The 13,681-nt window shown below is 39.4% G+C and carries 7 protein-coding genes; all 7 read left to right on the plus strand.

Annotated features, from left to right (window positions below; genetic code table 11):
• The first annotated feature begins 609 nt into the window (after positions 1-609).
• The 7 genes from LC454_RS10400 (at position 610) to LC454_RS10430 (ending at position 13,680) form a co-directional block, all read left to right on the plus strand.
• A complete protein-coding gene (locus LC454_RS10400; RefSeq protein ID WP_223582094.1) occupies positions 610-3,624 on the plus strand; it encodes a DUF2723 domain-containing protein in 3,015 nt (1,004 codons plus the stop codon).
• 138 nt (positions 3,625-3,762) lie between these two features.
• Complete coding sequence (locus LC454_RS10405) at positions 3,763-5,154, plus strand: APC family permease (protein WP_223582096.1); 1,392 nt, start codon at positions 3,763-3,765, stop codon at positions 5,152-5,154.
• 277 nt (positions 5,155-5,431) lie between these two features.
• Entirely contained in the window at positions 5,432-5,995 is a 564-nt protein-coding gene (pyrR, locus tag LC454_RS10410) for a bifunctional pyr operon transcriptional regulator/uracil phosphoribosyltransferase PyrR (protein WP_223582098.1), read from the plus strand.
• Positions 5,996-6,093: 98 nt separating this feature from the next.
• Positions 6,094-7,032 carry an aspartate carbamoyltransferase catalytic subunit gene (locus tag LC454_RS10415; protein WP_223582100.1) on the plus strand — a complete coding sequence of 313 codons (939 nt, stop codon included), beginning with the start codon at positions 6,094-6,096 and terminating at the stop codon, positions 7,030-7,032.
• Positions 7,033-7,424: 392 nt separating this feature from the next.
• Complete coding sequence (locus tag LC454_RS10420) at positions 7,425-10,463, plus strand: tetratricopeptide repeat protein (protein WP_223582102.1); 3,039 nt, start codon at positions 7,425-7,427, stop codon at positions 10,461-10,463.
• Positions 10,464-10,469: 6 nt separating this feature from the next.
• Positions 10,470-12,221, plus strand: coding sequence for a TonB-dependent receptor (locus tag LC454_RS10425; protein WP_223582104.1), 1,752 nt, complete (start codon positions 10,470-10,472; stop codon positions 12,219-12,221).
• A gap of 40 nt (positions 12,222-12,261) precedes the next feature.
• Entirely contained in the window at positions 12,262-13,680 is a 1,419-nt protein-coding gene (locus LC454_RS10430; RefSeq protein ID WP_223582105.1) for an SPOR domain-containing protein, read from the plus strand.
• The last annotated feature ends 1 nt before the right edge of the window (position 13,681 follow it).

Consider the following 13,681-nt stretch of genomic DNA (forward strand, 5'->3'; position numbering starts at 1 on the left):
TATCGGACAATGTCTTTCAGAAATCAACGTTTCCGTCTTTTTCTTTTTGACGACGCAAAGATAGAGATTTGTTTTAAAAATCAAAATTCAAATTTAAAAAAAATCTAAACCTTTTATAAAAAATAAGCCTTGCATATAACGCAGAAAAGGCTTGCGATTGCAAGCCTTTTCTATTGTTTGTTGTCCGACCTGGATTCGAACCAAGACAAACAGAACCAAAAACTGTTGTACTACCCTTATACTATCGGACAAACAATTCAAAGTGTTCGTTATCGTGATGATGTCGTTCACATTTGATGATGCAAATATACGGACTATTCTTATTTCTGCAAATAAAAATGTACTGTAAAGTGCATTGGGCTTGATTTTCAAATAAATAATTTTTGTTTTGCCCTAAAATTTACTTCATGCTTGCGGCTTTTTTGTACAGCTATTGGTCTGATCATACTCATGGATACCTATTGCCATGCTTTCTTTACAGCCAATATTGCATCGCATAATGAAATTTTTTCAATCAATATGTGTTAAAAAATCAGAATAAAGTTCATTTCTTATTAACTTATCCTTATTTTCGAGCCGTATTATAATACTTTTTACAGTTATCATTTTATGAACTATACTAAAATCAACAATCTTTTAGGATGGATATGTGCGCTCATTGCAACAGTAGCATATGTCATGACTGCCGAACGATCGACGAGTTGGTGGGACTGCGGTGAGTTTATCGCCTCAGCCTTTAAACTTCAAATTGTGCACCAGCCAGGGGCACCTTTATTCTTAATGATTCAAAACATCTTCTCGAATCTTGCTGGAGGTGATGTAACACGGATCGCTTTTTGGATGAATGTGGGGTCTGCTGTATGTAGTGGTCTGACTATTTTGTTTTTGTTCTGGACGATCACAGCGCTAGCAAAGAAGGTCGTTGCAAAAGGAGTCGGCGAGTCCTATACTTCAGCTGACTTGATCAAAATATTCGGTTCAGGTGCTGTCGGTGCATTGGCTTATGCATTCACGGATACATTTTGGTTTTCCGCGGTTGAATCTGAGGTATATGCGATGTCTTCGCTTTGTACAGCTGTTGTATTTTGGGGGATATTAAAATGGGAAAACCATGCAGATGAGGCTGGTTCTGACCGTTGGTTGATCTTTATAGCCTATGTGATGGGACTATCAATTGGGGTTCACTTATTGAACTTACTTGTGATCCCTGCTATAGCTTTGGTAATTTATTTTAAACGCTCAAAAACAGTAACTTCTTCAGGGGCAACCAAAGCATTCTTGATCGGTGTGGTTGTGCTGGCCCTAATTTTATGGGGTATCATCCAATATACGGTTAAAGCTGCCGCATATTTTGACCTATTCTTTGTAAATAGTCTAGGCATGGGTTTCGGATCCGGATTTAATCTGTTTTTTATATTGGTAATTGCTCTTTTTGTTTATGCTGTTTGGTACTCGATCAAAAAAGTAAAACCGATGTTGAACCTGATCTTGATCAGTACAGCATTTATTGTCTTCGGTTATAGTTCCTTTGCAATGATCATGGTACGTGCCAAAGCAAATCCTACCTTAAATAATAGTGATCCGGATAATGCTTTTTCTTTCGTGAGTTATTTGGGCCGTGAACAATATGCGAGTGAACCGCTTTTAAACGGACCTACATTTGATGCACAGGTAGTGGATGCTACACCGACTTATACCTATAGAAAAGACAAGGATAAATACACGAAAGTAGAGAACGGTATGGATTATAAATATGATAAGACGATGTTCTTCCCTCGTGTTTATAGTTCAAGAGACCAAGGTCATATTGATTATTATCGTGATTATCTAAAGATCCCAGAGGGTCAGTCTCCTACATTTGGGGATAACTTAAAGTTCTTCTTTAGCTATCAGATCGGACACATGTACGGTCGTTATTTTCTTTGGAACTTTGCCGGTCGTCAAAATGACCAACAAGGACAGGGCTCCTTCACAGAGGGGAACTGGATCTCAGGGGCTAAACCTGTTGACCAGATGCATGTGGGTGGACAGAATGCTATTCCTGACTCATTGAAAACTGATCCTTCAAATAATAAATACTATTTCTTGCCTTTGATCATTGGTTTGATCGGTGCATTCTGGCATTTTGGTAAAAGACAACGTGATGCCGGAATCGTGGGCTTATTATTCTTCTTTACCGGTCTAGCGATTGTATTGTACTTGAATCAAAGTCCACTTCAACCACGTGAACGTGATTATGCCTATGCAGGTTCATTCTACGCCTTTGCAATATGGATCGGTTTGGGAGTATTCGCTATTGCGGATTATTTAAGCAAAAAAGTTGATGGTAAGATGGCAGCAGGTATAGCCACAGGTGCTTGTTTATTAGGTGCTCCGGTGTTACTGGGTTTTCAAAACTGGGATGATCATGATCGTTCAGAGAAAACAACAGCACGTGATTTGGCGAAAAACTACTTGGCTTCATGTGCACCCAATGCGATCTTGTTTACCTATGGTGATAACGATACTTATCCGCTGTGGTACGTACAGGAAGTTGAAAATTATCGTCCAGATGTACGGGTGGTGAACTTGAGTCTTTTGAGTTCTGATTGGTATATGCGTCAGATGAAACAAAAGGTAAATCAGGCAGATGGCTTACCGATCAATATTGATAACGAAAAGTTCAAAAAAGGTGTTCGTGAGGTACTATATTATCAAGATATGAAAGTACCAGGCCATGTAGATCTTGATCTAGTGATGCAGATCTTGTTGTCTGATGATCAGAAAAATAAATTAGAATTGCGTGGTGGTAAATTTGAGAACTTTTTGCCAACCAAAAACTTTAGCCTTCCCATAAACAAAGAGGCTGTGTTGCAAAATAATGTGGTTCCAAAAGCATGGCAGGAATCTATTGTGGATACGATGAGCTGGACTTACAACAGAAATTATGTGTCCAGAGCGGAATTGTCAATCCTAAACGTTTTGTTGAACAATAACTGGAAACGTCCGATTTATTTTGCTGCGACTGTTCCAAATGACAACTATCTTGGATTGGATAAATATTTGGTACAAGAAGGTTTTGCCTTACGTTTGATGCCTATTGCAACTCCTGCAGGAGCAGAGGGAACCTTGGTGGATACACAATCTGCATTTAAAGATATTACTACGAAATATCAATGGGGTAACATGGCGAATGCCTCTTATTTAGACCCTGAATCCTATCGAATGATCACCATGATCACCAATACAGTGATGGGTGGAACGGCAACACAGTTAATGATGGAAGGCCATAAAGATGAAGCGCGTAAAATAGCTGTTGAGACATATGAGAAAATGCCAAAACGTGTGTACTTGATGCGTGATATTTTGGGCTATATTCCAATCATTAACGTCCTGTATGAAACCGGTGAAAATAAACGTGCAAATGAGATTGTCAATCGCAATCTGAAATTTATGACACAAAATATGCGTTGGTATCAGGATATTGCACAAACGAAAGCGGAACTGGAATATTCAAATATCGGAACAGCACTGCGTGCTTTGGGTGCATATAAGAGCATTCTGGCATCGACTTCGGAGAAGCAGCTGCTACAACAAGTGACGGAGCTGGAGAAATCGTATAAACAACAATATGGTGTAGAATAATCGTTCAAACCCTATTTATATAAGGAGCTGTCCTTTTTGTATGTTGCTCAAAATTTAATTTTGAAAAGCATATAAAAAGGACAGCTCTTTTTTTGATTATTTTTTCTTAGCTTAACGGCATAAAACCAACCTGATATTATGATGAAACGTCAACTGAAATTGTGGGATGCGATTATGCTGGTCATGGGCTCGATGATCGGAAGTGGGATCTTTATTGTGTCGAGTGATATGATGCGGCAACTGGGCTCAGGATACTGGTTGGCAATCGTATGGTTGTTGACGGCGGTTGCTACGGTGGCGGCCGCGATTTGCTATGGTGAGCTCTCTTCGATGTATCCCAAAGCAGGTGGACAGTACACATATCTCACGGAAGTTTTCGGGAAACCGATAGGTTTTTTATATGGTTGGAGTTTATTTACTGTTATACAGACTGGCACAATCGCAGCGGTTGCCGTTGCCTTTGGGAAGTTTACGGCTTACTTAATCCCCCAATTGAATGATGCTGCACCAATATTTCAACGTGGAGAGTTTAAGATTACCTGGATACAGGTGTTGGCTATGGGCGTGATTCTCTTGTTGACGTATATCAATACCCGCGGAATAAAAAGTGGTAAGTCGGTACAGTCTTTCTTTACATCAGCAAAGATTATTGCATTGGTTTTATTGATCATAGGAGGCTTGTTTCTCATTAAGGAGAATCATTTTTCGGAAAATATGGCTTATAGCTGGGATGCTTTTCAAAATTTGAAAGGTGAGGGCTGGACGGGGATTTCCGGCGGTGCTTTAATGGGGGCCTTGGCCGCAGCTATGGTCGGTTCAGTATTTAGTAGTGTTGCCTGGGAGAACGTCACTTTTGTATCTGGCGAGATTGTGAATCCGCAGCGCAATGTGGTTCGTGCGCTTGTCATTGGAACCAGTCTTGTTATGATTTTGTATATCTGTTGTAATTACATTTATCTTTCTGCATTGAGCCGCGAAGAGATCGCTTTTGCGACGAATGACCGCGTGGCTATTGCAGCAGCTGAAAAGATGCTGGGGCATACCGGTACGATTGCAATGGCCATCTTGGTGATGATATCAACGTTTGGCTGTGTCAATGGTCTTGCGCTGTCAGGAGCGCGGGTTTTTCAGACGATGGCCAAAGATGGCTTATTCCTAAAACAGGCTATTCCCAACAACAAATTTGATGTGCCAGCTCGATCGCTATGGTTGCAGGGAATATGGGCTTCCTTACTTTGTTTAAGCGGTCAATATGGTAATCTGTTGGATATGATCTCTTTCGTTATTGTGATATTCTATATGATTACAGTATTAGGAGTTATTATTCAACGTGTTCGAAAGCCTGAAATCGAACGTTCGTATAAGACATTTTTATTCCCCTTTACACCGATTATCTATCTCCTGATTGGTACCGTATTTTGTGTACTACTCATTATCTATAAACCACAGTATACCTGGCCAGGTTTTATATTGGTATTGATTGGATTGCCTGTATATTATTTTGCACGAGGCAATAAAAAGAATGATTAAAAGAGGGTGCTATTAATAGGACCTATATGCTAGTGACGCCTGAGAGGACGTTCTTTTTTTTCTTAGGGTAGTTAAAGAAAATCAATAAATAAGTCTATAGCGGAAAGAGGCGGGATTGTTCTGGAAGGGATGTCTGTAGAGTCGCTCAATCGCGCTAATGGCATGTTGCTTTAGTGCTTATTAATTCTCCTGTGGAGAATTGAAATATTGAAATTAATTGGCGTATAAGCCATGTTTTTTATCAAAAAAAGTGTAGCTTTGCTCAAACATTCCCATAATGAAACAGTCGATTTTATTAGACGGACCAAAATTTCAAATCACCATTCAAAGACTATGTCGTCAATTGATTGAGAATCACGGTGATTTTTCAAATGCTGTCGTCATAGGTATTCAACCAAGAGGAACTTTCTTAGCTAAACGTATTGTCAAAGAACTTGAACGCATGATCGAAAAACCGATCTTGGTCGGTGACCTGGATATTACATTTTACCGCGATGATTTCCGTACAAAAGGTAATGCTGGTCCGTTGTTAGCAAATAGCACAAATATCAATTTTATTGTAGAAGGTAAAGATGTCATTTTTATTGATGATGTCTTGTGGACAGGACGTACCATTCGGGCGGCGATGGATGCTGTACAGGCATTTGGAAGGGCAAGAAGAATTGAACTGCTTGTTTTAGTGGATCGTCGATTCTCTAGACAGATTCCGATTCAACCCGATTATATTGGAATACAAGTTGATTCTATAGATTCACAGAAAGTGATTGTGAATTGGAAGGAATCTGACGATCAGGATAGCATTATCCTGGTCACGGAGAAAAAAACTTCGAGTAATGATTAGGAGCCAGTTCCGTAAAAACAGCTGAAGGTTCTAATTGACCTTTGAGAACGAACCGTTCAATTAAAAAATGATTAGTAAATACTTGAATATACTATAAAATGTCATCTGCAGTAGAACAATTAAGTACTCGCCATTTATTGGGAATCAAAGATCTAAATGAGAAAGATATCCAATTGATTCTGGATACCGCGAGTAATTTCAAAGAAGTATTAAATAGACCAATCAAAAAGGTGCCTTCTTTACGCGATATCACCATAGCCAATGTGTTTTTTGAAAACTCAACGCGTACGCGGCTTTCTTTCGAACTTGCTGAAAAAAGACTATCTGCAGATATTGTTAATTTCGCAGCTTCATCTTCATCTGTGAGTAAAGGGGAGACATTGATCGATACAGTCAATAATATCCTCGCCATGAAGGTTGATATGATCGTGATGCGTCATCCTTACGCTGGGGCTGGTGTGTTTTTAAGTAAACATGTCGATGCTCAAATTGTGAATGCCGGCGATGGAGCACATGAGCACCCTACACAAGCTTTGTTGGACTCTTTTTCCATCCGCGAGCGCTTTGGAGATGTTGCCGGACGTAAAGTTGCTATTATTGGTGATATTACGCATTCAAGGGTTGCGCTATCTAATATTCTGTGTCTTCAAAAGCAGGGTGCAGAAGTTATGGTCTGTGGACCGACCACCCTTATTCCAAAGCATATCAATTCTTTGGGTGTAAAGGTTGAGCACGATTTGAGAAAAGCATTGAATTGGTGCGATGTTGCAAATATGCTACGTATCCAATTGGAGCGACAAGATATTGCCTATTTTCCCTCACTAAGAGAATACTCCATGTTATATGGCTTAAACAAGGAAATTTTGGATTCCTTGGAAAAACCCATTACAATTATGCACCCCGGGCCAATTAACCGGGGGGTGGAAATTACTTCGGATGTAGCCGATAGTGAGCATTCCATTATCTTAGATCAGGTGGAAAATGGAGTTGCTGTCCGCATGGCAGTATTGTACCTGTTGGCTGGACAACGCGGTTAATTGGTATTTCAATAGCGGAACCGATAAGGCGGAGTCATCGATGTGGGATAACCAAATCGAATGATTCTTCAATCAACAATATTATGCCTGACTTTATTTTTGGTCGGGCATATTTTTTGTGCAAAATTTCCGTTATAATACTGGATTATTCACAGATGTTAATAACTTTTGTGTAAAATAGCTCAATTAAAGTATAATTTAGTAAAATGAATAAAACTATCTCCCAGGATTGCAGAGATTTGAACTGATTTTTAATAAATTTTGACTGATCTTAAAGCTTTAAATAGCGGCGGAGGAGGCGATAAATTTATATTTCAGGGCAAATTTATCAGGGTTTGAAAGGAGATTCATTTACATTTGCAGATAAATAACATATTAAGGTTTCACATATTATGTATAAGAAGATTTACCAGGTGGGAGTTGCACTAACCGTTATGGCGACGCCAGCATTAGCGCAACAGACAGAATGGCAACAAATCAACAAGGCTTACAAGACAGGAATGGAATTGTATGAACGCGGGAAATTTGGTTCTGCGTCAGCGCAATTTGATCGTGTTGAGGCCTTACGGACGAAATCCAATCTACAATTGGATGAGACGGAGGAGCTATCTTTATTAAAGGAAAATGTACGGTATTACCAAGCTGTTTGTGCCCTGGAATTGGGGGAGTCAAATGCCGAAAATCGTTTCCTAAAATATATTCAAGATTTTCCTGTTAGTGCCAATTCTAAAGCTGCTTATTTTCAGATCGGTAAATCATATTATGCCAAAAAAGATTATGTGAAAGCGATTGAATGGTTTACAAAGATCGATAGTAAAAACCTTGCTGGTAAAGAGAATGTAGAATATCGCTTTAAATTAGGTTATGCTTCTTTTATGACAAAAGATTATAAGACAGCAAAACCATTATTTGAGGGATTGAAAGATCAGAAAACTGAATTTCAGGAAGCATCAATCTACTACTATGCGTATTTATGTTATTTAGATGCAGAGTACAAAACTGCTTTAAATGAATTTGAGCGTTTGAATGGTTCCAAACAATTTGAAAACAGTTATCCTTACTACATTACTGCGCTATATTTCCTGGATAAACGCTACGATGATGTATTGGACTATGCATTGCCGATCTTATCGCGCACCAAGCAGGAAAATGAGACCGAGATGTTTCGTATTATCGCCGCAACTTACTTTATTAAAGGTGATCTAAAAACATCAAAAGATTATTACGATAAATTCCAGGCGCAAGATCAAGGCAAGACTCAGAATAACCAGGATAGTTATCAGATCGGTTATATCGCTTATAAATTAAAGGATTACGATAAGGCGATTACGGAGCTGGAGAAAATGACCGAGCCTGATGCTTATTACCAATCGGCTATGATTACCCTGGGGGATAGCTTCTTGAAAAAAGGGAACAAACAGTCCGCACGTAATGCCTTCTTTAGAGCATCGAAACTGGACTTTGATCCAGCAATGAAAGAAGAAGGTTTGTTCAACTACGCAAAGCTTTCTTACGAATTGGAGTTCCACCAAGTTGCTCTGGCTTCTACACAGGAATATCTGAAAACTTATCCAAAATCGAAACGTCAGGAGGAAGCAAAAACCCTATTGGCAGAAGTCTTGTTAAGTACGAAAAATTACCGTGAGGCGGTCGATATTCTGGAGTCTATTCCAAAACGCGGCAAAGAAGCGAATGCTGCTTACCAAAAAGTAACGTACTATAGAGGTTTGGAGTTTTATAACGAGCGTGCTTTTGAAAATGCAATTTCTTTGTTTATTCGTTCTGAACAGCACCGTTATGATGAAGAAATCTATGCTTTGGCTACCTATTGGAAAGCCGAAGCGATGTATGAGGTGCGTAAATATGGTGAAGCAGTAACGAACTTCAATAAGTTCTTACGTTTGCCAGGTGCGAATAAAACGGATGTGTACGGTTACGCAAATTATGCTTTAGCCTATGCCGCTTTCCGTAATGGAAACTACAATACAGCAGCGAATTATTTTGAACGTTTCTTGGCCTCAGGTGGTTCAAAAGGTTTAGAGATCAATACCCGTAATGATGCGATCGCGCGTTTGGGTGACTCTTATTTCTCTTCAAAAAACTATGGTAGAGCCTTGACGGAATATAATAAGCTGATTTCTTCAAAAGCACCAAGCCAAGATTATGCCTTGTTCCAACGTGGTGTTATCCAGGGATTGCAGGGAGATAATAATGGTAAGATTTCTACGTTGAATGCTGTCATAGCACAATTCCCGAACTCGAATTATGCGGATGATATTGCTTTTGAAATTCCTTATACTCGTTTCTTGATGGGTGAAAGCGATCAGGCAATTTCTGGACTTCAATCGATGGTGGAAAAATACCCACGAAGCAGTTATGTGCCACGTGCTTTGGTAACAATTGGTTTGGTTCAATATAACCAGGATAATAATGATGCTGCTCTAGCGACATTCCAACGTGTCGTTGACCAATATGCATCTACAGACGAAGCAAGACAGGCCATGCGCTCGATCGAGAATATCTATCTGGATAAAGGGGATGCGACTGGATATATCAAATACGCAACAGGAACCAACTTGGGCGATCTTTCAAAATCGGAACAAGATTCACGCACATTCTCGACAGCAACAACCTTATTCTCCCGTGGCAATTACCAAGGCGCTGTGGAGGCGGTAAATGCTTATTTCGATAAATTCCCTAAACCAAATCAAGAGAAATATGCACGTTTTGTTCGTGCAGAAAGTAATGCGGCTTTAGGTCATACAGAAGACGCGTTGCATGATTATAATATTATCTTGAATGACTGGACCTCACCATATACGGAGCGTACATTGATTTCGGTCTCTAATCTATATTTGAAACAAAAGAAATATAATGAAGCTACACAGCTGTTGAAAAAACTTGAGCTGACTTCTGAATATAAATCTAATTACGGTTTCGCGATCAATAACCTGATGGTTTCTTATTATGAAATCGGTGATTATAAAGAAGCATTGAACTATACCAACGCAGTGAAAAACTACGAGAAATCTTCTGAAGAGGAGATTGCAAATGCGTTTTTATATGCTGGTAAATGTTATGTCAAGCAGAACAAAAAAACGGAGGCTATGAAAGAGTTTAGCTTAGCCGCTTTGAAGAGCCGTACCGTATTTGGTGCTGAAGCGAAATACAATGTTGCTGTCATTCAATTAGAGAACAAACAATACGATGCTTGTATCAAAACGGCAATGGACTTGTCTGACAATTTCTCTTCTTATGAATATTGGGTGGCAAAAAGCTTTATCACAATGGCAGATGCTTACGCTGGTAAAGGCGATGCATTCCAGGCGAAAGCAACACTTGAATCAATTGTGGATAATTACGATGCGAAAGATGATATTTTGCCTGCTGCAAAAGAGCGTCTAAATAAATTGAACAACAAAAAGAAATAGGATACAATGAAGAAGTTGCAAAATAGAAATGTGAAGAAATATACCTTAGCAGCGCTTTTGATGGGCGTGGGATTGAATTCTTTTGCACAAGAAACAGGCAAGAAGAACGATCCTGAAAAACCGGTCACTATTGATTCTTTTGATGTTGTTCGTGATTACAAACCGATTCTTGCAGATGCTGTAAAAATCCGTCGTAGTCCTGATATGACCAACAAACGGGAATATCAGCCAAAATTAAACTATGGTAATATTATTGATAAGAAATTAGATATCAATACAGGTCTGAAACAATTGAACGTGCAGGAAATACCATTTGCACAACCTTTTGAACACAGCAGTAACTATGTCAAATTTGGTGTAGGTAACTATAATACCATTTTAGGTGAAGCTTATTTAGCTTCCGAGCAGTTTGAAAATACACGTTTTGGGTTATTTGCAAAACACCTAAGCCAAAAAGGGAATATTGATGGACAGAAATTCAGCACCCAGGATGTTGGTATTTTTGGACGTCGTGTATTGGATGCCGTGACTGTAAAAGGAACAATCGGATACAATCGATATGGTACGAATTTCTATGGTCAAACTTTCGACCAACCAGGGACAACATTATTGAATACATCACCAGACAAACAAACATTTACTGATATTTATTTAAATGGTGAGCTGGCAAGTAATGTTGATCCGAAGAATGAGCAATCTGTGAGCTACTCTGCAAAAGTAGATGGTTACCTATTCAAGGATGCTTATAAAGCGAAGGAAAATTCCTTTGCCCTATCGGGATATTTGAATAAACGCATGAGTGCTTTCAATGTCGGAGCCAATGTGAGCGTGACCATGAACGATGTCAAAAACGAAAATGACACAGCGAATGTGAAAAATAATTTGTTTTTGATCAATCCATACATTCGATTTAAAGGAGATAACTATAACGTAACTTTGGGAGCCAACCTGACTTCGGAATTTGGTGACGAATCCCGTTTCAATGTTTTCCCATCGGTGGAAGCTGATTTTTCTTTGGCTCCAGAGTATATCTCTTTATTTGCCGGTGTTAACGGGAATGTGAGACAGGGTTCATTCCGTAACTTTGCGAAGGAAAACCCTTATTTGGCACCAAACGTTAAAATTGCCAACTCCATTGAAAAATTGAATGTATATGGTGGTTTAAAAGGGAATGCTGGTGCGACATTTGGTTATAAAGTAAAGGTATTTTACAAGCAGATCGAAGGACTGCCTTTGTTTAAAAATAGTGCATTCGGCAATGGCCAGGATGGTTATATTCCTTGGGCTTTTGATGTGGTCTATGATGGTCAGATCAATAAAGCTAAGCATATGGGATTAGAAGGGGAGATTAATGTACGCCTATCACAATTGGTTAATCTAGGCGGTAAAGTATTTATTGACGACTATAATCTGAGCGATGAAGAAGAGGCATGGGGCTTACCTAAATTTAGGTTGCAAGCCAATGCACGTTTCAATATCTCGGATAAATTCTTTGTGGATGCAGAGCTTTCTAGCCAAGGCAATACTTATGCGTATGTCTACAATTATAATACCGATGGTAGCCGCGTAGCAGATAGTGGTCATAAGGTTACCATTGCTTCCTTTGCGGATTTAAATGCTGGTGCTGAATACCGAATTAAAAAACAATTTGGTGTTTTCGTGAAAGCAAATAATATCTTTGGAAAGGAATATCAGCGTTACATGTATTACCCAAGATTGGGATTCAATGTAATTGGTGGTCTTAATTATTCGTTTTAACGAATTAAGATTATAAATTTGCATTTTAAATCATAGAACAATGAATCTAGGCAAAAACATCAATAGTTTATTAAGACGCTATGCGGAAGTATACGTGCCCGGAATAGGTGTGTTCAAAAGAATTCATTCTCCAGCTCAATTTGATAAACAGAATAATGTGTTTTTGCCACCTATATCCTATGTCGAACTGGACTATTCTGCACAACATGGATTCAATATCGTGCATTATATTCAACAACAGGAAAACTTAAGTTTGGGGCAGGCGCAGCAAATTCTGGACGATACCGTCGGCTCGTTAAGGAATGACTTAGGGCAATTTGGTCAGGTAAAGCTGGATGATCTTGGTCTATTGATTAGCTATGGCTCAAGTTTGGTATTTAAGCCTTTAGATTTATCTGGCTTTAATTTTCAGCCTGTTGTTAATCTGGTCGGTCCTGAAATTGAAACGGTTATTCCAGTACGGGAGGATGAACATGGACTTGCTGAATCGGATGAAGCTCTAGTGTCAGAACCTACTGAAGAATTGGTTAATGAGCCCAATGCTGTCGTTGGCAACAACGTTAAAGGCGAAGAGGAAACAGCAAACGAACAGCGCGAGCCACTGGATTTAGAAAATGATGATAATTTTACACCGACTGAATCCGTCGCCGAATTGGTCGAACCTATCGCTCCGATCGTGGAGGAGGATACCCTAGCGGAAAATACCTTGGAAGAGGAAGCCAGGGTTGAAGCTGAACTTTTAGATACTGTAGCTGTTTCGACACCGATTGACCAAAACGATAATCAGGAAGTTGCTGAAGAGGAAAAAATCGCGGAAAAAGAAGTTGGTGCTATTGCTGCTGCAAATTCTACTTATGCTCCTAATATTTATGAGGAGGAACCGCGCAATTCGAATGCAATCTGGTATTGGATAACAGCGGCCATTGTATTGGTTATGATTGCAGTGGGTGTCTTATATACAAATCCGGGACTGAAAAATTCACTGTTTGGTGGGACACAACCGGCCTTAAAACCTGTTGGTGATACAATTGTTCAGAAAAATAATTTACCGATCAATGATACAATGTCCAACACATTCGTGGCGGACAGTTTAAAGAAAGCGGATTCTCTAGCGAGAATGGCTCCTGATTCATTAAAAGGTACTGCTTTAACTGCTGGAAAGAAGGCCACTGAAAAAACTCCGGTTTTGCAGGCAGATCCAGTTATCAAAGAATCTATTCCTGTTGCACAGCCAAAGTACCAACTCGTTATTGGTTCTGCGCGTACAATGGCACAGGCAGAGGAGGAGGCAAAACGTCTTCGGGCACTAGGTTATAAGACTGCGCGTGCTGTGGAAGGGAAGTTTAAAAAGAATAGAAAGAAAATCATCTTGAATACCTACATGACAAAAGCGGAGGCCGACCTCGCTCAAAAATCTGTAGAGAAAAAAATTGAAGGTGCTTGGGTAGAAACATTATAGA

The organism is Sphingobacterium sp. GVS05A (assembly GCF_019969845.1).
Classification (GTDB): Bacteria; Bacteroidota; Bacteroidia; order Sphingobacteriales; family Sphingobacteriaceae; genus Sphingobacterium.